At 63.7% G+C, this 23,267-nt stretch carries 25 protein-coding genes; 12 read left to right on the top strand and 13 right to left on the bottom strand.

The window, feature by feature from the left end; genetic code table 11:
- Window positions 1-17 precede the first annotated feature (17 nt).
- From ACHAC9_RS04540 to ACHAC9_RS04560, 5 genes are all read right to left on the bottom strand, one after another.
- Window positions 18-2,321 carry a methyl-accepting chemotaxis protein gene (locus ACHAC9_RS04540; RefSeq protein ID WP_435757576.1) on the bottom strand — a complete coding sequence of 768 codons (2,304 nt, stop codon included), beginning with the start codon at window positions 2,319-2,321 and terminating at the stop codon, window positions 18-20.
- Between the two features lie 23 nt (window positions 2,322-2,344).
- Window positions 2,345-2,878 carry a chemotaxis protein CheW gene (locus tag ACHAC9_RS04545; RefSeq protein ID WP_435757578.1) on the bottom strand — a complete coding sequence of 178 codons (534 nt, stop codon included), beginning with the start codon at window positions 2,876-2,878 and terminating at the stop codon, window positions 2,345-2,347.
- Window positions 2,878-3,246 (bottom strand): response regulator transcription factor, encoded by a 369-nt coding sequence (locus ACHAC9_RS04550; protein ID WP_435757580.1) that lies wholly within the window; start codon window positions 3,244-3,246, stop codon window positions 2,878-2,880. The genes ACHAC9_RS04545 and ACHAC9_RS04550 overlap by 1 nt, the downstream gene beginning before the upstream one ends.
- Before the next feature lie 23 nt (window positions 3,247-3,269).
- On the bottom strand, window positions 3,270-3,665 hold the full coding sequence (locus ACHAC9_RS04555; protein ID WP_435757582.1) for a response regulator: 396 nt from the start codon (window positions 3,663-3,665) through the stop codon (window positions 3,270-3,272).
- Window positions 3,666-3,888: 223 nt separating this feature from the next.
- A complete protein-coding gene (locus ACHAC9_RS04560; protein ID WP_056344231.1) occupies window positions 3,889-4,041 on the bottom strand; it encodes a rubredoxin in 153 nt (50 codons plus the stop codon).
- A gap of 155 nt (window positions 4,042-4,196) precedes the next feature.
- Here ACHAC9_RS04560 and thiD point away from each other — a divergent pair, with 155 nt between their 5' ends.
- The 4 genes from thiD to ACHAC9_RS04580 all read left to right on the top strand — a co-directional run bounded on the left by thiD (window position 4,197) and on the right by ACHAC9_RS04580 (window position 7,613).
- On the top strand, window positions 4,197-4,982 hold the full coding sequence (gene thiD, locus ACHAC9_RS04565) for a bifunctional hydroxymethylpyrimidine kinase/phosphomethylpyrimidine kinase (protein ID WP_435757584.1): 786 nt from the start codon (window positions 4,197-4,199) through the stop codon (window positions 4,980-4,982).
- Window positions 4,979-6,277, top strand: coding sequence for a glutamate-1-semialdehyde 2,1-aminomutase (gene hemL, locus ACHAC9_RS04570; RefSeq protein ID WP_435757586.1), 1,299 nt, complete (start codon window positions 4,979-4,981; stop codon window positions 6,275-6,277). Before thiD ends, hemL begins: the two co-directional genes overlap by 4 nt.
- A gap of 84 nt (window positions 6,278-6,361) precedes the next feature.
- A complete protein-coding gene (locus tag ACHAC9_RS04575) occupies window positions 6,362-7,162 on the top strand; it encodes a glycoside hydrolase family 19 protein (RefSeq protein ID WP_435757588.1) in 801 nt (266 codons plus the stop codon).
- On the top strand, window positions 7,131-7,613 hold the full coding sequence (locus ACHAC9_RS04580) for a hypothetical protein (protein ID WP_435757590.1): 483 nt from the start codon (window positions 7,131-7,133) through the stop codon (window positions 7,611-7,613). Before ACHAC9_RS04575 ends, ACHAC9_RS04580 begins: the two co-directional genes overlap by 32 nt.
- A 34-nt stretch (window positions 7,614-7,647) precedes the next feature.
- Here ACHAC9_RS04580 and corA read toward each other — a convergent pair whose 3' ends face one another.
- From corA to mpl, 8 genes are all read right to left on the bottom strand, one after another.
- Window positions 7,648-8,622, bottom strand: coding sequence for a magnesium/cobalt transporter CorA (corA, locus tag ACHAC9_RS04585; protein WP_435757592.1), 975 nt, complete (start codon window positions 8,620-8,622; stop codon window positions 7,648-7,650).
- A 98-nt stretch (window positions 8,623-8,720) separates the two neighbouring features.
- Window positions 8,721-9,446 carry a monofunctional biosynthetic peptidoglycan transglycosylase gene (gene mtgA, locus ACHAC9_RS04590; RefSeq protein WP_435757594.1) on the bottom strand — a complete coding sequence of 242 codons (726 nt, stop codon included), beginning with the start codon at window positions 9,444-9,446 and terminating at the stop codon, window positions 8,721-8,723.
- A 2-nt stretch (window positions 9,447-9,448) separates the two neighbouring features.
- Window positions 9,449-10,288: a shikimate dehydrogenase gene (aroE, locus tag ACHAC9_RS04595; RefSeq protein ID WP_435757596.1), complete on the bottom strand. Its 840-nt coding sequence runs from the start codon at window positions 10,286-10,288 to the stop codon at window positions 9,449-9,451.
- Window positions 10,285-11,166, bottom strand: coding sequence for a TonB family protein (locus ACHAC9_RS04600; RefSeq protein ID WP_435757598.1), 882 nt, complete (start codon window positions 11,164-11,166; stop codon window positions 10,285-10,287). Before ACHAC9_RS04600 ends, aroE begins: the two co-directional genes overlap by 4 nt.
- 158 nt (window positions 11,167-11,324) lie before the next feature.
- On the bottom strand, window positions 11,325-13,367 hold the full coding sequence (locus ACHAC9_RS04605) for a ribonuclease catalytic domain-containing protein (RefSeq protein WP_435757600.1): 2,043 nt from the start codon (window positions 13,365-13,367) through the stop codon (window positions 11,325-11,327).
- Window position 13,368: 1 nt separating this feature from the next.
- A complete protein-coding gene (locus ACHAC9_RS04610; RefSeq protein ID WP_435758087.1) occupies window positions 13,369-13,950 on the bottom strand; it encodes a chorismate--pyruvate lyase family protein in 582 nt (193 codons plus the stop codon).
- The gene (locus ACHAC9_RS04615) at window positions 13,944-14,543 is read right to left on the bottom strand and encodes a YqiA/YcfP family alpha/beta fold hydrolase (RefSeq protein ID WP_435757602.1); all 600 of its coding nucleotides are present in this window, start codon (window positions 14,541-14,543) and stop codon (window positions 13,944-13,946) included. The genes ACHAC9_RS04610 and ACHAC9_RS04615 overlap by 7 nt, the downstream gene beginning before the upstream one ends.
- Window positions 14,540-15,910, bottom strand: coding sequence for a UDP-N-acetylmuramate:L-alanyl-gamma-D-glutamyl-meso-diaminopimelate ligase (mpl, locus tag ACHAC9_RS04620; RefSeq protein WP_435757604.1), 1,371 nt, complete (start codon window positions 15,908-15,910; stop codon window positions 14,540-14,542). The genes ACHAC9_RS04615 and mpl overlap by 4 nt, the downstream gene beginning before the upstream one ends.
- Before the next feature lie 76 nt (window positions 15,911-15,986).
- Here mpl and ACHAC9_RS04625 point away from each other — a divergent pair, with 76 nt between their 5' ends.
- From ACHAC9_RS04625 to ACHAC9_RS04660, 8 genes are all read left to right on the top strand, one after another.
- Entirely contained in the window at window positions 15,987-16,619 is a 633-nt protein-coding gene (locus ACHAC9_RS04625; RefSeq protein ID WP_435757606.1) for a hypothetical protein, read from the top strand.
- Window positions 16,616-17,182: a TlpA family protein disulfide reductase gene (locus ACHAC9_RS04630; protein ID WP_435757608.1), complete on the top strand. Its 567-nt coding sequence runs from the start codon at window positions 16,616-16,618 to the stop codon at window positions 17,180-17,182. The genes ACHAC9_RS04625 and ACHAC9_RS04630 overlap by 4 nt, the downstream gene beginning before the upstream one ends.
- A 129-nt stretch (window positions 17,183-17,311) precedes the next feature.
- Entirely contained in the window at window positions 17,312-17,743 is a 432-nt protein-coding gene (gene aroQ, locus ACHAC9_RS04635; RefSeq protein ID WP_435757610.1) for a type II 3-dehydroquinate dehydratase, read from the top strand.
- Window positions 17,744-17,842: 99 nt separating this feature from the next.
- Window positions 17,843-18,307 (top strand): acetyl-CoA carboxylase biotin carboxyl carrier protein, encoded by a 465-nt coding sequence (gene accB, locus ACHAC9_RS04640; protein WP_435757612.1) that lies wholly within the window; start codon window positions 17,843-17,845, stop codon window positions 18,305-18,307.
- A 97-nt stretch (window positions 18,308-18,404) separates the two neighbouring features.
- Window positions 18,405-19,793, top strand: a complete 1,389-nt coding sequence (gene accC, locus ACHAC9_RS04645) for an acetyl-CoA carboxylase biotin carboxylase subunit (protein ID WP_435757614.1) — start codon at window positions 18,405-18,407, stop codon at window positions 19,791-19,793.
- Window positions 19,790-20,746 (top strand): 50S ribosomal protein L11 methyltransferase, encoded by a 957-nt coding sequence (gene prmA, locus ACHAC9_RS04650; RefSeq protein ID WP_435757616.1) that lies wholly within the window; start codon window positions 19,790-19,792, stop codon window positions 20,744-20,746. Before accC ends, prmA begins: the two co-directional genes overlap by 4 nt.
- Window positions 20,747-20,756: 10 nt before the next feature.
- On the top strand, window positions 20,757-22,172 hold the full coding sequence (locus ACHAC9_RS04655; RefSeq protein WP_435757618.1) for a DUF3426 domain-containing protein: 1,416 nt from the start codon (window positions 20,757-20,759) through the stop codon (window positions 22,170-22,172).
- 7 nt (window positions 22,173-22,179) lie between these two features.
- Window positions 22,180-23,121, top strand: coding sequence for a carbohydrate kinase family protein (locus ACHAC9_RS04660; protein ID WP_435757620.1), 942 nt, complete (start codon window positions 22,180-22,182; stop codon window positions 23,119-23,121).
- Window positions 23,122-23,267 lie beyond the last annotated feature (146 nt).

The following is a 23,267-nucleotide window of genomic DNA, read 5'->3' on the forward strand; positions in this document are numbered from 1 at the left end:
TCAACTGGAGGTCCGGCTCAGGGGGCGACGCGGAAGCGCGACACCGAGTTTTTCAGTTCCTGCGCCAGCACGGCCAGCTGGCGGATCGATTGCGCCGTCTGTTCGGTGCCGGCCTGGGTGTGCTGCGTCACCGACAGGATGTGCTGCATGTTGTGCGCCACGCCATTGGCCGATGTCGCCTGCAGGCCGGTCGCGAACGAAATTCCCTGGATCAGTTCCGCGAGGCGGTTCGAGATGCGCGAGATGTCGGCCAGCGCCGCACCGGCCGCATCCGACAGGCGCGCGCCCTCGACCACGCCCTGGGTTGATTTTTCCATCGCCGCGGCCGCGTCGTGCGTATCCGTTTGAATCGTCCGCACCAGGGCGCCGATCTGCTTGGCCGCGTCGCCCGAGCGTTCGGCCAGGCGCTGCACCTCTTCGGCCACGACCGAGAAACCGCGCCCCGCTTCGCCGGCCGACGCGGCCTGGATCGCGGCATTGAGTGCCAGCACGTTGGTCTGCTCGGTGATGTCCGAAATCAGTTCGGTGATCTCGCCGATCTCCTGGGACGATTCGCCCAGGCGCTTGATGCGCTTGCTGGTTTCCTGGATCTGTTCGCGGATCTCGTGCATGCCGAGGATCGCGTTCTGCACCGCCGTGGCGCCCTGCTCGGCTGCCGCAACCGATTGCCGCGCGACGTCGGCCGATTCGTTGGCCGACGTCGACACGTCGGTGATCTCGCCGGCCATGCGCAGCACAGTCGAGGAAGCTTCCTCGATCTCGCGCGACTGCTGCTCGGTCGCACCCAGCAGGCCCGTGGAAATTGTCTGCGCCTCGGTCGAGGCCAGCGTCACCTGCTCGGCGGTGGTGGTCACGCGCTGCACCAGGGTGCGCAGTTCTTCGACCGTGTAGTTGACCGAGTCGGCGATCGCGCCGGTGATGTCTTCGGAGACGGTGGCGTGCACGGTCAGGTCGCCGTCTGCCACCTCCTGCAGTTCGTTCATCAGGCGCAAAATCGCGGCCTGGTTCTGGTTGTTGGTGGCCTTGGCTTCTTCTTCCTGGGTTTGCGCCAACTGGCGCAGCGCTTCGGCTTCGCGACGGCGCGCGTCGGCGCCGCGGGTGCGGTTGTGCGAGTCCTGCAGCATGACGCGGCTGATCGAGCCGGCGGTAGCCAGCGTGAAGATCGAGGCCACCACCAGCAGCCAGAACCAGCCGTTCTGCGAGGATTGCTGCTCGCGGTAGCCGCCCTGCAGCGTCGTGACTTCCTTTTTCACGTCTTCGTTGTCGCGGTGGATGGTGCGCGCCGCGGCGCGTGCCTGCGAGTAGGCGGCCGGGTTGTCGAGGAAGGGCGTGAAATCGGTGCGGAAGGCGTTGAAACGCTGCTGCACCTGGCCGAGTTTGTCGCGCAGGTCCGGGTTGCGCTGGGCCGCGCCGCCATCGAGGAGCATGCGCAGCGCGTGTTCGAAGGCGGCACTGTCGGCGCCGATGCGCACCGCGGCGTCATCGCCGGGCATGCCGATGGCGAAGAACTGGTTGGCGCCGCGCGCCAGGCGCTGCGTCAGCATCATCATGCGGCCGATCGCGGCCAGCTCGCGCGCGCTGGCGCCGCGCTCGACGTTCTGCGCCATCAGGTCTTCGGTCAGGGTCAGCATTTCGGACGCCAGGGCGTCGAGCTGGCGCACGCTCTTGTCGAACGCGATCAGCGCCGGCTTCATCTTGATGATGTTGGAAGCTCCCTGCTCCGAGGCGCTCCAGGTGGCGCGCACGCGCTGGAGCTGGGCGCCCTGGCGGCCATTCGCGCCGGGGATGCTGACGCCGCCAAGATCGCCGCCCTTGGCGAGCAGGCGCATGCTGCGGTCGACTTCGGCGCGGCTCTCGTCGAGCTGGGCGAACGAATCGACGCGGCCGGCGAGCGCGTTCGGCGCCGCCTTGCCGGCACGCTGGGTGTGCATCAGGATGTCGCCGGCGACCTGGATCTGCGCCGCCACTTTCGCATTCACGTCGGCGTTCTGCCACATTGCGAGAATCGTGAGCAGGATGCCGACAGCGAAGGCGACGAGCAGGATGCGCAGCTGGCGCGGCAGCGACAGGTGGCCGATCAGCGGCAGGCTGAGGTTGTCCTCGTCCTCGGTATCGTCAGCCGCGGCCGGTGCGCGGCGCCGCATCACGCTCCCGAGGCGCAGCATGGCTTCGTCGGCCGAGCCGCCAGGTGAAGGGGGGGGTGGCATTACATCCTGCATCACATCCACCCCGAAGCGCGTGTCCGGCGACGCCAGCACGGTGTCGTTGTCGCCCTTCCCTTTCGGGAGGAAATTCAAACTCATCTTTGACGCGATTCCCATTGCGGCTCCTGGTGCTGCGGTTCTTAATTATTCGAGAGACTGACGTGCAGGAAGCGTTCTTCCCGCACCAGTGCCGCCAGCGACAGCGGCGTCCAGGCATGGCCTTCAGCGTCTTGCAGGTGGGCGCCATGGTCCTCCATGGCGGAGGCACGGCGCAAGCCGTACACGCGCGTGACCAGCAGCGCGCAGTTCAATCCCAGGCGCGGCGCCAGCGATACCAGGCGCGCATCCGGTCCGGCCGCGCTGGCGCCGGCGTCGAAATAACGCGCCAGGTCGATCACGCCGAGCAGGCTGCCGCGCACGTTGGCCAGGCCCAGGTACCAGGGCTGGGTCAGCGGCACACCGGCCAGCGGCGCGGGCGGCACAATCTCGCCGGCTTCGGTCAGTTCCAGCAAATAGCGCTCGCCGCCGATCGCCACACCGAGCTGGTGAGGGGCATGAAAGGCGCCGCTTTGCGCGGCCTGCATGCGCGCCAGCAGCTGCGCCTGGTAGTCGCGCAGGCGGGTGCGCCGGTTCGTGTGCGGCGCCGGCGCGCTGCCGTCGACGAGCGCGTTCATCAGGCGCCCAGTGCGGCGATGCGCGCCAGCAGCTGGGCCGGATCGACCGGCTTCACAAAATAATCCTTGGCGCCCTGGCGCATGCCCCAGATTCGGTCGGTTTCCTGGTTCTTGCTGCTGCAGATGATGACCGGGACGGCGGACAGCTCGGGGTCGCGCGCGATCGAGCGCGTGACCTGGAAGCCGTTCGCGCCGGGCATGACGACGTCCATCAGGATCAGTTCCGGGCGGTCGGCGCGCATTTGAATGAGCGCGTCCTCGCCGTTGTCGGCGGTGGAGACGGAAAAGCCGTTCTTTACCAGGATGTCGGTCAGGTAGTAGCGTTCGGTCGGCGAGTCGTCGACGATCAGGATCTTGTGTATGGCCACGGGGGCTCCGCAATTCGGTTGGTTCAGGCCTTGGGGGCCGTGTGCTCGCGGACGGCCGCGAGCAGGGTGTCTTTGGAAAACGGCTTGGTGAGATAGGCGCTCGAGCCGACCATCGCGCCGCGCGCACGGTCGAACAGGCCGTCTTTCGACGAGAGCATGACCACCGGCGTCGCATGGAAGCGCGCGCTCTTCTTGATCAGGGCGCAGGTCTGGTACCCGTCCAGGCGCGGCATCAGGATGTCGCAGAACACGAGCGCCGGATGATGGTCGTTGATCTTGGCCAGCGCGTCGAAACCGTCCTCGGCCAGCACCACGTGGTAGCCCGCCTGGGTGAGGAAAATCTCGGCCGAACGGCGGATCGTGTTGCTGTCGTCGACCACCATGACGGTCAGGCCGCTTGCTTGCTGTGATGTCGTCATTTTCGTTTCACTTCAGCATGGAGTGTCACGATAGCATAGGGAGATCGGCTTGTGCGCGAAGTGTTGCACAGCGGTAACTGGGAGGGAAAGGAGAGGGGAGAAGCTTATTCGAAGGGCTAGAAATTAAGTTATCGGGCGGGGCAAAATTGATAACAGAATGAAGTGATTGGCAAGAAAGGCCGGGGATAAATCGCGGCCATTCCAGCACCGCGAGCTTGAAAAATCAGATGGCAGTCATCTCAAAATCATCCTTGCGTGCACCACATTCCGGGCAGGTCCAGTTCATCGGCACATCGGCCCAGCGGGTGCCGGGAGCGATGTTGTCATCCGGTGCGCCTGCTTCTTCGTCGTACACCCACCCGCAGATCAGGCACATCCAGGTCTGGTAAGCGGTCGTATCGTTACTCACGTTGTAGTTCCTTCGATCTAGTAAAATGGAGAATCAGGTATCTTAATCTACGCGCCGTGCAAAACCAACCGTCTCCACTGATTCTCACATTTGGGGTGTCCGACCCTGTCGGAGCACTCGGCGTGCAAGCGGATAGCGCGACCTTCTCCGCCCACGGCTGCCACGCCCTCTCCATCACCACCGCGCTGCTGGTGTCGGACAGCGCACGCGTCGAGGAATGGCATGAAGTCGACACCGGCGTCATGGCCGACCAGGCACGCCAGGTGTTGGAGGACATGCCGATCGCCGCCGTCAAGATCGGCGCGATCGCCAGCATCGAGCAAGCCGCCGCGATTGCCGAAATCGTTTCGGACTATGCCGAGGTGCCGCTGATCGTCGACCCGTTTCTCTCCGCCCTGCCCGACTCCGGCATGTCGGACGAAGACATCGTCGCCTCGATCCGCCAGATCCTCGCGCCGCAAGCGACGGTGCTGCAATTGTCGCAATCGGAACTGGGGCGCATGGCCGAACTTTGGCGCGAAGTTGGCAACGAAAGCGGCGCCGAGGGTTGCCTCGAAGCCGACGTGGCTGAACTGACTGCGCGCGGTTGCCAGTACGTGCTGGTGACGGGCACCGCCGGCAGCGGCCACAAGCGCGCGAACAGCCTGTTCGACCGCGAAGAAGGCGTCACCACGATCGACTGGCAGCATCTGCCCGGTCATTTTCTTGGCGCCGGCTGCACGCTCTCGGGCGCACTCGTCGCATGCATGGCGCAGGGAATGGACGCCGTCGATGCCATGCGCGCCGCCCAGGAGTACACCTATGGCGCCCTGCTGCACGCCCAGCGCTTCGGCATGGGCAAACTCGTTCCCAACCGTTTTTATCGCCTCCTGCCGCAAGCCGGCAGCAAGAAAGTTTCATCGACATGAAGACTGACCACGCTCTTTCCCGCAACGACACCCTCTTCGCCCGTGCCCAGGAAACCACCCCCGGCGGCGTGAATTCGCCGGTGCGCGCCTTCCGCTCGGTGGGCGGCACGCCGCGTTTTATTACGCGCGCCGAAGGGCCGTATTTCTGGGATGCGGACGGCAAGCGCTACATCGACTACATCGGTTCCTGGGGTCCGGCCATCGTCGGTCACGCCCACCCTGACGTTGTCAAGGCGGTGCAGCTCGCTGCTGCGAATGGTCTCTCCTTCGGCGCGCCGACCGAAGGCGAAATCGAGATCGCCGAAGAAATCTGCAAGCTCGTTCCCTCGATCGAACAGGTGCGCCTGGTGTCGTCCGGCACCGAGGCGACCATGAGCGCGCTGCGCCTGGCACGCGGCGCCACCGGACGCGACAAGATCGTCAAGTTCGAAGGCTGCTACCACGGCCACGCCGACTCGCTGCTGGTGAAGGCCGGCTCCGGCCTGCTCACCTTCGGCAACCCGACCTCGGCCGGCGTGCCGGAAGATTTTGTGAAGCACACGCTGGTCCTCGACTACAACAACGTGCCCCAGCTGGAAGACGCGTTCGCCTCGATGGGCGACACCATCGCCTGCGTGATCGTCGAGCCGGTCGCCGGCAACATGAACCTGATCCGCGCCACGCCTGAATTCTTGCAGCGCATGCGCGACCTGTGCACGGAACACGGCGCCGTGCTGATTTTCGACGAAGTGATGTGCGGCTTCCGCGTCGGCCTCGGCGGCGCCCAGGAAATGTACGGCATCAACCCGGACTTGACGGCCTTGGGCAAGGTCATCGGCGGCGGCTTGCCGGTGGCGGCCTTTGGCGGCAAAACCGAACTGATGCAGAAGATGGCGCCGATCGGCCCGGTCTACCAGGCCGGCACCCTGTCGGGCAATCCGGTGGCGGTCGCTGCCGGCATGACAACGCTTAAATTAGTGCAGCAGCCGGGCTTCTACGAGAAGCTCACCGCGACTGGCGAAAAGCTCGTCAAAGGCTTGAGCGAAGCGGCGAAAGAAGCCGGCATCGCCTTCTGCGGCGACTCGGTGGGCGGCATGTTCGGCATGTATTTCAGCGAGACGGTGCCATCGACCTATGGCCAGATGATGGCCGGCGACAAAAGCCGTTTTAATGCCTTCTTCCACGGCATGCTGGATGAAGGCGTTTATTTCGCGCCGGCCATGTTCGAAGCGGGTTTCGTGTCCGCTGCGCATGACGATGCGGTCATCGAGGAAACGATCGCAGCCGCCAGGAAAGTCTTCGCCCGCATCGCTTAAGGCAGAGCAAAGGCGCCGCTCCGGTACGCGCAGTGCTCGACGCGCCTTGTGCCATGATGGACCTCACTCCGGTTGGGTTTGATCATGGCACGACTCCGACGTTCTCCTCCCGGCGCGCCCCGTTCGCGGGTGCCGCGCTCGCAGCAGCCGCTGCCCCAGACCGGGCAGGCGGCGGTCACGGTCGCGCTGTTGCGCGCGGCCGATGCATCCAATTCCGATGCTTATTACGCCGGCATCGTCGACGCGCTGAACGACTACGCGCGGCCTTATGAGGTCGACACGCCCTTGCGCCTGGCCCACTTCCTGGCGCAGATCGGCCATGAAAGCGGCTTCCGTGCATTTGAAGAGAATGGCAATTACTCGGCGCCGCGCATGCGCGAAATTTTCGGCTGCCGCGGCGGGCGTGCCCAGTACGACCGCACCGGCGACGAGTGCCGCCTCGGGCAGGACGGCCAACCGGCGCGCCTGCGTCCCAAGCTCTGGCTGGAAGCGGACAGTTACGCCGGCAATCCCGAGCGCCTGCTCGCCTATGTCTATGCGAACCGCCTTGGAAACAGCGACGAAGCCTCGCTCGATGGCTACCGCTACCGCGGACGCGGCCTGATCCAGCTGACCGGCAAGAGCAACTACGCGGCCTTTAGCGAGGCCCACAATGCGCGCACGTCAACGGACCCGCGCGATTTTGTGGCGCAACCCGAGCTCCTCATGAGCGAACTCAAATACGCCATCGAATCGGCTTTCTATTACTGGCATGCGCGTACAGTCAATGCGCTTGCCGACCTGGACGACCTCAAGCAAGTCACCCGCGCCGTGAATGGCGGCCTGAACGGACTGGAAGATCGCGGAGCGCGCCTTGCGAGCATCAAAAAAGTATTGGGTATTTGAATTGATTCTGGTAGCGGCCTGCTGCGCGGCCGCTCCTGCGCGCGCCGAGTCGCTCTGCGCGCCGAACGAGCCCGTTGTCTTTGCCTGCCATGTGGGGTCGAAAATGGTCTCGCTGTGCCGTCCGGCCGGCGACTGGGGCATGCTGAGCTACCGTTTTGGCGGCGTGGGGAAACTCGAATTGACGTATCCGGAGCCTGGCCGCCAGGCCAGCGCGGCGTTCACCGTGAAGTCGGTGCCGTTGGTGGGCGGCGGCGAAACCACGGTCGCGTTCAAGCGCGGTGTGTACACCTACACTGTCTACAGCAAGGTGGCACGGGGGAGTGACGGCAGCACGCCGGAATTCGAGGATGGCGTCATCGTCGCGCGGCGCGGGAAGGTGCTCAGCCGCATGCGCTGCGCGGATGGAGGCGAAGGATTCCGGGAGCCGATGACCGCGGTGGCAGTGAAATAAAATTTCATCACGAGCAGTGTCGTGAAATATTATTTCACGCCAACTTCAACCAACCCCGCTTCCTGAAATACCACAAGGGTGCAATCGCACTGGCCACCATCAGCCCGAGCGCAAACGGATAACCATAGGTCCAGTTCAGCTCGGGGAACCACTTCTGGAAGTTCATGCCGTAGATACTGGCGATCAGCGTCGGCGGCAGGAACACGACCGAGGCCACCGAAAACATCTTGATGATCTTGTTCTGGTTAATATTGATGAAGCCGACGGTGGCATCCATCAGAAAGTTGACCTTGTCGAACAGGAACGAAGTGTGGCCGTCGAGCGATTCGATGTCGCGCAGGATCTGGCGCGCTTCATCGAACTGTTCCGAGTTCAGCAAGCGGCCGCGCATCAGGAAGCTGACGGCGCGCCGCGTGTCCATCATGTTGCGGCGGATGCGGCCGTTCAAGTCTTCCTCGTGCGCAATCGAGTTCAGCGCGGCCGCCGCGTCCTGGTCGGTGAATTCCTTTTGCAGCACGCGGGTACTGACTTCTTCCAGGCTTTCGTACACGCCTTCGAGCGCGTCGGCCGAGTATTCGGCGTCGGTCGCGTACAGATCGAGCAGCACGTCCATGTAATCGGCGATCGAACCGGGACGCGAGCGGGCCCGCATGCGCACCAGACGGAACACGGGCAGGTCATCCGAGTGCACCGAAAATAGCCGCTTGCCCGACAGGATGAAGGCGACCGTCACCACGCGCGACGGGCCATCTTCTTCTTCGCGCAAGAAATCGGTGCGCAGGTGCAGGTCGCCGTTCTCGGCTTCGTAGTAGCGGGCCGAGGCCTCGATGTCCGAGACTTCGTCTTCGCCCGGCAGGATCACGCCGTAGATTGCCTTGACCCACGCGCGTTCGTCGTCATCCGGATCGGTGAGATCGACCCAGACAGGGGCGGCATTCTCCAGATCGGCGCGCGAGGCGATGGGGATCTGGTTCAGACGGCCATTTTGTAGGACAAATACGTTGATCATGCGCTTTCTCGGCCGGAATCAAAACTGACGCAAGTGTACCCGTTCGCCCCGGGCGGGGCCACCCCGAAACAGCACTTTTGCCGGGCAACCGGGAGAAACTATGGCAACTCGGCCGAGGCCATGCGGCGCTGGATCAGTCCGGCGCGCCTGAGCAGGTAATTCGTGCTGCGGTTGCGGTCGTAGTAGCGCGGGTTGGGCAGCATCACGGCCAGGCGCGCTGCCTGCGCCGGCGCGAGCTTGGCCGCCGGGGTGCGGAAGTAATAGCGCGCGGCCGCTTCGGCGCCGAACACGCCGCGTCCGAACTCGACCACGTTCAAATACACCTCGAGGATGCGGCGCTTGCCCATCACCGTTTCCAGCATGAAGGCAATGATCATTTCCTGCCCCTTGCGCAGGTAGCTGCGCGAGCCCGACAGGAACAGGTTTTTCGCCAGCTGCTGCGTGATGGTCGAACCGCCGCCGACCACCTTGTGCTTGCGGTTGTTGCGCTCATAGGCTTTCTCGAGCGCTTCGAAGTCGACGCCCGGATGGTCGGCGAAATTCGCGTCTTCCGACGCCACCACGGCGCGTTTCAGGTTATTCGAGATGCGCTCGTAGGGCACCCACTCGTGCTTGAGTTGCGCATCCGGATTCTTTTCGCGCAACTCGGACAATTGCTGGCGCATAAAGCTGGTCGAGCCCGGATTGAAATACACGAACCAGCAGACCTGCACGAAGAAATACAGCTGGAGCAAAAAGAAGGCCAGGATCGGCCCCAGGAAAATCCACTTGATCCAGCGCCGGCCGCCCTTTGCCGTGCCCGATCCATTGCCTCGTTTTGCCATTGTTATTTTTCTTTGGAGTTGAATGACGCAATTGCGTAACGCAGTTGAGTCAATACGTCGCCCGTGTCCGGCCGCACGCCGCGCCAGACCGTAAATGCTTCGGCCGCCTGTTCGACCAGCATGCCGAGCCCGTCGCGCGTGCTGGCGCCCTGTGCGGCAGCAAAGGCCATGAACGGCGACGGCGCGCTGCCGTACATGATATCCAGAGCCAGGGTTTCTTTAGCAAAGGCCGAGGCCGGCACCGGCGGCATGGCATCTGACAGGCTGCTTGAGGTGGCGTTGATGACGATGTCAAAGGGCCCCGCGATCTCGTCGACACCGCAGGCGGCCAATTCAACGTCGTGGCCGCTGAAGCTTGCCACCAGGCTGTCGGCGGTGGCGCGGGTACGGTTCGCCACCAGGATCGACTGCGGCCCTCCTTCGATAAAAGGCAGCATGATCCCGCGCGCCGCGCCGCCGGCGCCGAGCAGCAGGATGCGTTTGCCCGCCAGCGTCACGCCGGCATTCTGGACGATATCGGCCACCAGGCCCGGACCGTCGGTGTTGTCGCCAACGATCTCGCCGTTCGTAAAACTGAGGGTATTCACGGCGCCGGCGGCAAGTGCGCGCTCGCTCAGGCGGCTTGCCACGCCCACTGCCTCGATCTTGAACGGCACGGTGACATTCGCGCCCTTGTAGCCCTGGGCAACAAGGTTGCGCACCGTCTCGGCGAAACCGTCAAGCGGCGCCAGGCAGCGTTCATAGCTGATGTCCTGCCCGGTCTGCGCGGCAAATACCGCGTGGATCTCGGGCGATTTGCTGTGGGCAATCGGGTTGCCGATCACGCAGTAGCGGTCGGTCATGCCCCCTCCTGCAATTGCGCCTTCAGTTTTTCCTCGCGGGTAAAGGTAAAACGGGTGATCACGATCCACAGATCATCCTTGCCTGCCGTACGCATGTTCTGCGGGAAGCTGCCGAAGGGCGCGGCGCGGCGCACGATCTCGAGCGCCGCCTTGTCGAGCGCCGGATTGCCGGACGAACGTTCGATGCGCGGTCCGCCTTCCTTCTGGTACAGCGTGCCGTCCTGGAAGACCGGAATCGAAATGACGAGTTCGCCGTACAGCTTGTTGCCGTTTTGCTGAGGGAAATTCAGCGTCCCGACCTCTTCCACCTGCTTTTGCATGGCCTTGTAGTACAGCGCGTAGCCGACCTGGCGTGTGCTCGGAGAAATGTGGGTGCGTTTCGGGCGCTTGTTCTGATCCTCGATCGTCTGCGTGATCTCGGCCGTCATGCGCGCGATCTGGCGCGTGGTGTCGACCTCATCGGCCCCGGTGCGGGTCGGGTCCGGCTTGTCCCTGTCGGTGACGGGCGCGGCCTTGAAACTGGCATTCTGCGCGCGCGTCAGCACGTTCTGCTGCAGCTGTTCGAGTTCGACGATGCGTTTTTGAAGCGCCTTGATGCTGTCGCCGTTTTCGTTCTTGCGCAGGTCGGGCAATGGCGACTTCGAACGCCCGGCGTCGGCCGTACCGCCGCCTTCGAGGTTGGCCTGGGCCAGCGCCTCGGCTTTCGTCGGCGCCTTGGCGTGCTTGGCATTGACCAGGATGACTTCCAGGCCCGGATCGGCCGGCTCGAAGCGCAAGGCGTCGGGCGCGACGAAACGGATGGCGAGCAGGACCGCATGCGCCGCCACCGAAGCGGCCAGGGCAATCATGAGGGGACGGTTTTCTTGGGAATACTTCACGCGGGCGGCCGGACGGCTGTTGAATCTGGGAATCCAAGCATTCTACCGTGCGGAGCGACGGTGTGGGTGCTTGGTGGCGGCGTGGCAACGGTCCGTTGAGGTGGGGTCATTGAGGCCAATGGCCTCAATGACGGGTTCAACGGGCGATCGCGCCCACCCTACAAAATTGATGGAGTAGCCGGCGTTGCGTCATCGGTGCTGACCACCGCCACCACACCTTCGGCTTCGACCACTTCCTCCACCGCCGCTTCGCCCGTATCGCCTTCGTCTTCTTCAGCGGCCATGTCCTGGGCCGGCGCCGCAACGACTTCGAGCAGGCGTGCCTCGAGCGACAGGTCGACTTCGTCCCAGCGCACGATGTCCAGGCGCACCGGCGTACCGCGCGCCACCTGCGGCATGCCGGACAGGCGGATCACCAGCGGCACGTCGGTCAGGCGCAGCACGTCGTCTTTCAATACGACGGCGTCGACCTGCTTCGCGCCTTCCTGCGCCAGCCAGCGCAGGCACCAGTAACGTTCCATGGTCTGCTGGAACTCGTTATATGCCGCGTAGGCCGCGTCGAAGGCCGAGACGATCGAGAACAGCGTCGCGTCGCGCGGTTTGAAGGGCGCGACCAGCGGCGCCGTCACGCCGTGCTCGGCGCAGGCGATGATCTGCCATTGATTGACGAGGTCGGTATAGCGGCGCAGCGGCGAGGTGCTCCAGGCATATTGATCGACACCGAGGCCCTGGTGCGGCGCCGCGTGCGTGACCATGCGCACCTGCATTTTTGCCGCCCAGCCGGCGCCGCTGCCGGCGCCCTGCGAACGGTAGATGCCCGGTACGCCCGAGTCGTGCAGCAACTTGCCCCAGGTGCTGTTCGCGAAAATCATCAGCTCGGCGACGATCTTGTCGAGCGGCGCACCGCGCTTGCGGCGCACGATCGAGACGACGTCGTCGTCGACATAGAAATTGAAGTCGACGCGGTTGCCCTGCTCGGGTTTCAGGCCAAAGGCTTCGCGCTTGACCATGCGTCCCGCTTCCAGCTTCAAGGCCCACTTCCACAGCAAACCGAGCTCGGACTTGTGCGGATACTCGCCGGCGCCATTCTCGAGCGTCTCTTCGTTCACCAGTTCGTCGAGGTCGTTATGGCGCAGGTTGCTTTTGATCGGCACCAGCTCGGCGCGCGTCGTGGTCGAGATCGTCGACCAGTCTTCGGGATTCAGGACGGCATACAGCGACAGTGCCGGGCAAGTCGTGCCTTCGGCCAGCGTGAACGCGTTGACGACCTCGTCCGGCAGCATCGTGATCTTGTCGCCCGGCATGTACACCGTCGACATGCGGTTGCGTGCGATCTTGTCGATCTCGTCATCGGGCTTGATGGCAAGACCTGGCGCGGCAATGTGGATGCCCACGCGCACGGTGCCGTCGGCCAGTTGTTCGACCGAGAAGGCGTCGTCGATCTCGGTGGTGGTCACGTCATCGATCGAGAAAGCGGCCACATGTGCGACCGGCAAGGCGGTCGGCGCAGCCGGCACCGCGACCGGTGCAAAACCGGCGCCGCGCGGGAAGTTCTCGAACAGGAAACGGCCCATATGTAGCGCTTTGGGCGAGGCGATGCCTTTGGTTGCCAGCATCAGGCGTGGCGCCGTGGTCTGCAGCTCGTCGGCCGCCGCTTCCAGGGCCTTGTATTCGATCGTGTTCTTGTCGGGCTTGAACAGCAGTTGCGCGACGATCGGCTGCATCGAGGCCGGCAGCGTGCCGGCTTTCAGCTCGTCGACATAGCCGGCCTGGATCAGGGCCTGCTGCTTCTTCTTTTCGATGCCGGCCTGGGCCGCGCGCAGCGACTGCTCGGGCGCCGCCTTGTAGCGTCCACGCCCTTTTTTGTAGAAGTAAATCGGGGCGTTGTGCAGCGCCAGCACCAGGCCGGCCGCTTCCGCGGGCAGCGGCGCATGGCCGAAATATTCGGCGCCGAGTTCAGGGAACCCAAATTCTTCCTGACCCGCCACTTCCCACAGGAAGTCGAGGTCGACCTCGGCGGCGATGCCCTTCGCTTCGGCCAGCAGCACTTCGGGTGCCGGCTTCTCGAATTGCAAGAGGACGTCCTTGATCTTGACCTTGGTCCGCTTGCCGCTGGCGAGCTCCACCTGATAGGCTTCGCCGGCAGTTGATAACACCGAGCCGACCTTGAAGTCGCCCGATTCTTCAAAAAATAGATTCATCTTATGTCGTGTTCTTTGTTGTTGCGGCTGCTAATTTGACTACCGCCGGCAGGAATACCTCGGTGACCATCAGCAAGCCTTGATGACGGCGGTAGACACAGCGCCGTGCATGGAAAACATGTCCGTCCAGATTGCCACCCAGCGCCGCGCGCGCACGCGCCAGCAGCGGGTGGCTGCCGCGCAGCCGGGCAAACTCGAGTGGCCCGCGCACTACCCGCGGGTCGTGAAACAGGGTGGTGCCGAGCGAGCGTTCGCCCAGCGCCGAAAACAATGGCCAGTCGCTTGCCGTGGCCGACATCGGCACGACCGTGTGACCGAACACGACCGGCACCCCGTCGCAGCACAGCATTACTTCGCGCTCCCAGACCCGTTCGCGGCGCGCCAGGCCGATCGGCGCCGCTTCCTCGAACGAACAGGGCGCAGCCTTCTGGTGCAGGCGCCGTACGCGAAACGTCCCGCTGGCAGCGACCAGGCGCGCCGTCAGCGAACCTCTTGTTGCCAGCCAGTCGCGCATCGCCGCATCAGTCCCGACGGCGGCAAGCTTGCGATGCCACTTTCCCAGCCGCAGGTGCACGCCTACGATGTCGCCTGCCCTAGGGACGGGTGCAGGTCCGGCTGGCAAAACGCCAACACCTCGTCCACATAGTGCGCAAATTCGGAAATCGCGTGGTCGCTGCCCTCGATCACATGCTGGCGCGCACCTTCATAGTGGGCCACCATGTCGCGGTAATCCAGCACTTCGTCGCCGGTCGCGGCGACCAGGAAATAGCGCTCCGGCTGAGTGATGCGCGCAACTTTCAATGCGGCCAGCTCGTCGATGTATTCGCGGCGGAACTCGAACGGTTCATCCGAATGCCAGCCGGTGGTGACGCCGACATGCTTGTCGAGCTTGATCAAAGGATCTACCGACGGATTGAGCAGCACTGCGCGCACATTCAAGCGCTCAGCGAGCCAGGTGGCGTAAAAGCCGCCCAGCGACGAGCCGACGATGGACAAATTGTGCGGTGCATGGCGCTCGGCCAGCAGCAAGGCGAGCTCCATGGCCGCCTTTGGGGAAGCCGGCAGTTGCGGGCAGATCAGGTCGCCGGCACGCCCGGCCGCCGTCATCCGCTCCTGCATCACGCGCGCCTTGAAGGAACGCGGCGAGGAACGGAAGCCGTGGAGATAGAGAATCATGTCGCCAGCGCCTCGAGCAGCTTCTGGTGCACGCCGCCGAAGCCGCCATTGCTCATCACGAGGATGTGGTCGCCCGGCTGGGCCGCCTGCACGATGGCCTGCACCATGTAGTCGATCTGGTCGAAACTGTGGGCGATCCCGCCCAACGGTTTCAAGGCGTCAGCCAGCGACCAGCCCAGCGCTTGCTGGCTGCCGAAGCCGAACACCAGGTCCGCGTCGCGCAGGCTGCCCGGCAGCGCGTCCTTCATGGCGCCCAGCTTCATCGTATTCGAGCGCGGTTCCAGCACGGCCAGGATGCGGCCCTTGGCGCCGATCTTCTGGTGCAAGCCCCCTACCGTGGTGGCGATCGCCGTCGGGTGGTGGGCGAAGTCGTCATACACGGTGATGTCATTCACCACGCCGCGCACTTCCATGCGCCGCTTGACGCTCTGGAAGCGCGACAGCGAATCGACCGCTTGCGCCACCGGCACGCCGACGTGGCGCGCCGCCGCAATCGCGGCCAGCGCGTTCGAGCGGTTGTGCTTGCCGGTCAGGTCCCAATGCACGGTGCCCTGGTTTTCATGATTAAAAATGACATCGAAGCTGGAACCGCCCGGATGCTCGACCATTGCCCAGTCCACGCCATCGGACACGCCAAAGGTTTCCTTCTCGCTCCAGCAGCCGCGCTTGATGACGCGCGCGAGCGAGGTTTCGTCGCCGTTCACGACCAGCCGCCCCACGCCCGGCACGGTGCGCACCAGGTGGTGAAACTGGGTCTCGATCGCGCTGATGTCCGGGAAGATGTCGGCGTGGTCGAATTCGAGGTTGTTCAGGACCGCCGTTTTCGCGTGGTAATGGACGAACTTGCTGCGCTTGTCGAAGAAGGCGGTGTCGTATTCGTCCGCTTCGATGACGAAGAAGTCGGAATCGGTGGCACCCGACAGGCGCGCCGAGATACCAAAATTCATCGGCACGCCGCCGATCAGGAAGCCCGGCGCGTAACCCGCGTCTTCCAGGATCCAGGCCAGCATCGACGAGGTCGTCGTCTTGCCGTGGGTACCGGCCACGGCAAGCACCCATTTTTCGCGCAAGATATGTTCGCCGATCCACTGCGGGCCCGACGTATACGGCAGGCCGCGGTTCAGGATTTCCTCGATCAGCGGATTACCCCGCGTCATCACATTACCCACGACATACAGGTCGGGATTCAGCGACACCTGCTCCGGCCCGTAGCCCTGGATCAGTTCGATGCCCTGGGCCTCGAGCTGGGTACTCATCGGGGGATAGACGTTGGCGTCGCAGCCGGTAACGCGGTGGCCTGCTTCTTTCGCCAGGACTGCCAGGCCGCCCATGAAGGTGCCGCAAATGCCGAGGATGTGAATGTGCATGATCGTGAGTAATAAAGCGAATACGCGATTCTACCCGACGCGATGCCATTTTTCGTTCAAGAGTATGATCAGGGGCATGATGCCAACCCAGAATTATGACCTCCAGCAGCAGCGCGCGCAGATCGCCGCGCTTGCCGCACGCATGATCGCGCAGGACGGCGCCGACTATGCGACGGCGCGCAGGAAAGCGGCCCGCCAGGTGCTCGGCGTGGACCAGGCGCAGCCGAACCTGATGCCCGACAACGCCGAGATCGAAGAGGAAGTGCGGCGTTACCTGAGCTTGTTCGGCGGTGCGGCGCACGCCGAACTCTTGCAGGCGCTGCGCAAAACAGCCTTACAGGTGATGGATGCGCTGGCCGAGTTCCGCCCCTATCTCACAGGCGCGGTGCTGAACGGCACGGCCGGCGAGCACGACGATATCCATTTGCAACTGTTTGCCGATAGCGCCAAGGAAGTCGAGATTTTCCTCCTGAACCGCAACGTCAATATAGAGATCTCGGAAACGACGCACTTCAAGGGCGCCCGTCACGATCCGGTTGAAACAGTGAGCTTCCTGTGGCATAAGGAGGCGGTGCATGCCGAGTTGTATGATTTTCATGATTTACGCGGCGCACTCAAACCGCGGGGCGATGGCCGCCTGCAGCGCGTCGACGCTGCCGGCCTGCGCGCCCTGATGACGACCGATCCATCCCTGGAACAAGACCAATGAAGAAAACAAAGCTGGCCGCCGTGGCGGCCGTGGCAGTGATTTTTTGCGCCCTTGGCGTGGTGTTTGGCAGTAAAACGAAGGAGGCGGCACCGTTGACGACCGCCATGGCGCCGACCAGCGGCGCAGCGCACACCGCCTCGACTAATCTCTATGCGCGTACCCTGGACGACCTCGCCGGCAAGCCGCAAGCCTTGAGCCAGTGGAAAGGAAAACCGTTACTGATTAACTTCTGGGCCACCTGGTGCGGCCCCTGCGTGCAGGAAATGCCGGAGCTCTCGGCAATCGCCGACGAGGAAGCCGCCAAGGACGCCAATAAGCGCTTCAACATCATCGGCGTCGGCATCGACTCGACGACGGCCATGAGCGAATTTGCCGCCAAGCACAAAATCAAGTATCCACTCCTGGTGGGCGGCATGGGCGGCACGGACATCGCGCGCGAATTCGGGAATGCGAACGGCGGCCTGCCCTTCACGGTGCTCATCGGGGCAGATGGCCAGGTACGCAAGACTTATCTGGGCAAATTGAAATTCGACGAGTTGAAGGCCGACCTGGCGGGCTTGTAGCACGCGCGAACGGTCGTTCTTTTACGAAGGCCGCAGGCGTCACTGTTATTCAGAGAGAATTTTATCGCTTGCCAATAGCTGACGTTGGCGGCAAAATGCGTCACTTTCGAGGAAAGACTCTACAATACAATGGCGAAAAAGCTACTGCTGCTCAACGGTCCCAATTTGAATTTATTGGGAACCCGCGAGCCTGCGGTGTATGGCGCGGCAACGCTGGCCGACATCGAAAGCGCTGCCACGGCCCAGGCCGAGGCAGCGGGCGGATCGCTTTCCTGCTTTCAGAGCAACCATGAAGGTGCGCTGATCGATCGCATCCATGCGGCACGCACCGAGGGCGTGGACGCGATCGTCATCAATCCCGGCGGGCTGACCCACACGAGCGTGGCATTGCGCGATGCGCTCGCTGCAGTGGCGATCCCGTTCATTGAGGTCCATATCTCTAATATTTATCAGCGCGAAGAATTCCGCCACCATTCCTATTTGTCGGCGCTCGCCCGCGGCACTATCTGCGGGCTCGGCACGGACGGGTATCGTTTTGCCATCGACTTCGCGCTTAAATAGCGTTAATCTACGTCAACTTCATGCATCATCTTAAGCTGCGCCCTCTTTTGGCGCGCTGTTTTACTCTTTTAATACCACAATAATTCCAAGGGGTTTCACATGGATCTACGTAAACTCAAGACTTTGATTGACCTCGTCGCCGAATCGGACATCGCTGAACTCGAAGTGACCGAAGGCGAAAGCAAGGTCCGCATCGTCAAGTCGTCCGCCACGCCCCAAGGCCAGATGATGATGATGCCGTCCGGCATGCAGCAGTACGCGGCGCCCGCCCCTGCCGCCGCCCCTGCTGCCCCGGCCGCGCCAAGCGCGCCTGCCGTCGCTGTCGAGACCGGCCATGTCGTCAAATCGCCGATGGTCGGCACCTTCTACCGTTCGTCCTCGCCTGGCGCCGCTGCGTTCGTCGAAGTTGGTACCGCCATCAAGGAAGGCGACACCCTTTGCATCATCGAGGCGATGAAGCTCCTGAACGAAATCGACGCCGAAGTGTCGGGCGTTGTCACCAAGGTCCTGGTGGAAAATGGCCAGCCGGTCGAATTCGGCCAGCCGCTGTTCGTGATCGGCTAAGGCGAAACGTCCTTCCGGTCGGGTTTTCTTCCCGGCCGCATGATCCCGAACCCAGGCCGGCGCACGACGCCGGCTCTCTCACACACCGAAGCTAACCATGTTTGAAAAAATTCTTATCGCCAATCGTGGTGAAATCGCGCTGCGTATTCAGCGCGCATGCCGCGAAATGGGCATCAAGACGGTGGTCGTCCACTCGGAAGCCGACAAGGACGCCAAGTATGTGAAGCTGGCCGACGAGTCCGTCTGCATCGGCCCGGCCGCGTCTTCGCTGAGCTATCTGAACATGCCAGCCATCATCAGCGCCGCCGAAGTGACGGACGCCGAAGCGATCCACCCGGGCTACGGCTTCCTGTCGGAAAACGCCGACTTTGCCGAGCGCGTGGAAAAATCGGGCTTCGTCTTCATCGGCCCGCGTTCCGATTCGATCCGTTTGATGGGCGACAAGGTCTCGGCCAAGCAGGCGATGATCCGCGCCGGCGTTCCCTGCGTGCCGGGCTCGGAAGGCGCGCTGACGGACGACCCGAAGGAAATCATCCAGACTGCCCGCAAGGTCGGCTATCCGGTCATCATCAAGGCAGCCGGCGGTGGCGGCGGACGCGGCATGCGCGTCGTCCATACCGAAGCGGCCCTCCTGAACGCCGTGGCAATGACCAAGACCGAAGCCGGCAGCGCCTTCGGCAATCCGGAAGTGTATATGGAGAAGTATCTGGAAAATCCGCGTCACGTGGAAATCCAGATCCTGGCCGACGAACATAAAAATGCCGTCTGGCTGGGCGAGCGCGACTGCTCGATGCAGCGCCGCCACCAGAAAGTCATCGAAGAAGCACCGGCGCCGGGTATCCCGCGCAAATTGATCGAAAAGATCGGCGACCGCTGCGCCGAAGCCTGCCGCAAGATCGGCTACCGTGGCGCCGGCACCTTCGAATTCCTGTACGAAAATGGCGAGTTCTATTTCATCGAAATGAACACCCGCGTGCAGGTCGAACACCCGGTCACCGAAATGATCACCGGCATCGACATCGTGCAGGAACAGATCCGCATTGCCTGCGGCGAGAAGCTGCGCTTCCGCCAGCGCGACATCATGCTGGCCGGCCACGCGATCGAATGCCGCATCAATGCGGAAGATCCGTTCAAGTTTACGCCCTCCCCTGGCCGCATTACCAGCTGGCACCCGCCGGGCGGCCCTGGCATCCGTGTCGATTCGCACTCGTATGCGGGCTACTATGTGCCACCTCATTACGACTCGATGATCGGCAAGGTAATTTCCTACGGTGCTACTCGGGAGCAAGCAATTCGCCGCATGCAAATTGCGCTGTCGGAAATGGTGGTCGAGGGTATTCTTACCAACATCCAGCTGCACCGCGAACTGATGGTCGATGCGCGCTTCATCGAAGGCGGCACCAACATCCATTACCTGGAACAGAAGCTGGCCAACCGTCCGGACACGAAGGTTGTCGTGGCTCCCGAAAACAAGGCTGACGCATGAGCTGGACTGAAGTCATCATCGAGATCGCACGCGAACACGCAGAAGGCTTGTCGGACGCCCTGATGGAAGCGGGCGCGCTGTCGGTGTCGGTGGAAGATGCCGACGAAGGCACGGACCAGGAAAAGCCGCTGTTCGGCGAGCCCGGCATGGAGCCGACCGAGGCCGCCTGGGACCACAGCCGCGTCGTGGCCCTGACCGATGTCGACGCTGATCAACAAGCCATCATCGCGGAAGCCGCCGCCGCCATCGGGCTGACGCAAGTGCCGGCCTTCACCACGCGCGACGTGGCCGATGCCGACTGGGTACGCCTGACGCAATCGCAGTTCGAGCCGATCCACATCGGCACCAACATCTGGGTCGTGCCGAGCTGGCACGAGGCACCGGACCCGAACGGCCTGATCCTGGAACTCGATCCGGGCCTGGCCTTCGGCACCGGCAGCCATCCAACCACGCGCCTGTGCATGGAGTGGCTGGAAGCCCATCCGGCGCCCGGCAAATCGGTGCTCGATTACGGCTGCGGTTCCGGCATCCTGGCCATGGTCGCCAAGAAGCTGGACGCTGCCGATGTCACCGGTGTCGACATCGACCCGCAGGCGATCGAGTCGGCGCGCGCGAATGCCGAACGAAACAACTGCGACATCACCTTCTATGTGCCGGACGACCTGGCCGTGTCGCCGAACGAACGCCACGCACGAGGCAAGTTCGACATCGTGGTCGCCAACATCCTGTCGAGCCCATTGAAGGTCATGGCGCCGATGTTGTCCGGCCGCGTGGCCGCTGGTGGTTCGCTGGTGCTGTCGGGCGTGCTGGCGCGCCAGGCCGAGGAAGTGGCCGCCGCCTACGCACCTTTCATCAAGCTGGGCGTCTGGGCCGAGCAGGACGGCTGGGTTGCCCTGCACGGGACGCTTGGCCAGGACACGATACCGGCCGCGCGCACCGCAACGAACGCGTAAGGAGCCAGGCATGGCGCTTGCCACACAATGTCCCCATTGCGGCACCATGTTCCGGGTCGCCTCGGACCAGCTCAAGCTGCGTGGGGGCATCGTGCGTTGCGGCTCCTGCCAGGAGATTTTTGACGGCAGCGCCAGCCTGGTCGACCTGGATGCCTTGCCTGCCAAGGCGCCTGCCGAACCTGAGACGGTAGCTGAACCCGCACCTGCTTTGGCCCCCGAGCCCAAGCCCGAGCCCGCGCCTGCCGTACAGGCCGAGGCTCCCGCCGAGCCCCCTGCCCCCGCTATTCCGATTGACGAACCGCTGGCGCCGCTCGAGGTGGCAGTCGAACTCCCGGCATTCGAAGAGCAACCGGTCTACACGCTCGACTTCGACCATACCTTCGATCCGTTCGGGATCTTGCCGAAGGTCGATGCGCCGGAACCGAGTCAGCCTGAGGCGCCGGTGACCGACGCCGAAGAGACGCTCAAGCCGGTCCCGCCGGTCCTGCCGCCATGGTCGCACGTGCTGAACGATCCCGAACCGGTCCCGCAAACGCGCGCGCCGGCAGAAGACGAACAGCCCGAGGCACAACCCGTGACTGACGCGCACGGTCCAGTTGGCATCGACCCTGCATTCAACCTGCCGGTCGACGAAGAACTGGTTGCCCTTCCCCTGCTTGACCACGAACCGGAGCCGGAACCAGTCGCCGCCACGCCACGTCTGCGGCAGCCGGCCGACGACGCCCCGCCACTCCTGATGCGCGAGTCGACCGCCAGCACCAGCCCGCTGGCGCCTGCCGCGGCGCACGTGATGCCGGCGGCACGCACGCCGGCCGCCAAGCGCGCCGAAAAGGCCGCGGCGCGGCGCTCCAAGCTCACGCCGACCCGGATCGAATCGCAGCCGAAACTGCGCGCCGCCGAGATCGACGAGCCGGAGTTCGTCAAGCGCGGCCGCGCGCAGGAGCAGAACGGACGCGCGCGCAAGATTGCGCTGCTGGCCGGCGCCATCGGCTTGCTGGTGCTGCTGTTCGCGCAAGGAGCCCTCACCTTCCGCAACGCACTCGCCGCGCGCTTCCCGGCCGCAAAACCGGCGCTGGTGTCGAGCTGCGCGGTGTTCGGCTGCCGCGTCGAACTGCCCGCGCAGGCCGACAACCTCGCCATCGAAACGGGAGAACTGACCACGCTCGGCGGCGGCGCCTATTCGTTCACGACCGAACTGCGCAACACAGGCGGCATTGCCCAGGCCTGGCCGAGCCTCGAACTGGCCCTGACGGACGCCAACGACAAGCCCCTGGTGCGCCGCGTATTCGCCCCGACCGATTATCTTGCCGCCGGCACGCTGCTCACGAACGGCATTGCGCCGCGCGCCGAACAACCGATCAAGCTCCACTTCCGGGTGGACGACCTGAAACCTTCCGGCTACCACATCGCCGTCTTCTACCCCTGACTCCCACATGACCCAAGCTACCCTGATCTGCGGCTCGCTCGCATTCGACAAGATCATGCAATACCACGGCCGCTTCGCCGAAACCCTGCTGGCCGACCAGCTGCACCGGGTGAACGTCTCCTTCCTGGTGCCGACGCTGCGCACCGAATACGGCGGCTGCGCGGCGAACATCGCCTACAACCTCAATCTACTTGGCGGCGATCCGCTGATCATGGCGACCCTCGGCCAGGACGGCGCCGACTATCTCGAGCGCCTGCGCAATTTCGGCATCAAGACCCGCGCCATCAAGACCATTGGAGACGCCTACACGGCGCAGTGTTTCGTGACGGCCGACCAGGACAACAACCAGATCAACGCCTTCCACCCGGGCGCGATGCAGTTCTCGCACGAGAACAAGGTCGCCGACCAGGGGCCGCTGCGCGTGGCGATCATCGCTCCGGACGGGCGCGACGGCATGCTGCAGCACGCGCGTGACTGCGCCGCCCAGGGCGTGCCCTTCATGTTCGATCCGGGCCAGCAGCTGCCGATGTTCAGCGGCGAAGAACTGCTCACCTTCATCGAGCAGGCCACTTACCTGGCCGCGAACGACTACGAATTCGAAATGGTCATGGACCGCACCGGCTTGAGCCTGGACCAGATCGCATCGCGCCTGGACGCGCTGATCGTCACACGCGGCGAAAAGGGTTCCGAGATTTACGCGGGAGGCGAGCGTCACGACATCCCGCCGGTACCGGCAGCGCTCGTGGTCGACCCGACCGGCTGCGGCGACGCCTACCGCGCCGGCCTGCTGTTCGGCATCGCGCAAGGCTACGACTGGAACACGACCGGCCGCCTCGCGAGCCTGCTCGGCTCCATCAAGATCGCCCACCAGGGCGGCCAGAACCACAGTTTTACTCCACAAGAAATCGCCGACAAGTTCGAAGCCGCCTTCGGCTACCGCTTCAAGTAACCTGATCTCGGCCTGCGACAGGAGCGTCGTCTATCCGTAGCGTGGACTCTTGAGTCCACGCGGTACGCACGCTGAACATGGCCGTTGGTCGTGATGCACTAAAAAAATGGGCAGCCGAGGCTGCCCATTTTCACATTCGTCCAATC

It is taken from the genome of Massilia sp. CMS3.1, from assembly GCF_051262535.1.
Classification (GTDB): domain Bacteria; phylum Pseudomonadota; class Gammaproteobacteria; order Burkholderiales; family Burkholderiaceae_D; genus Telluria.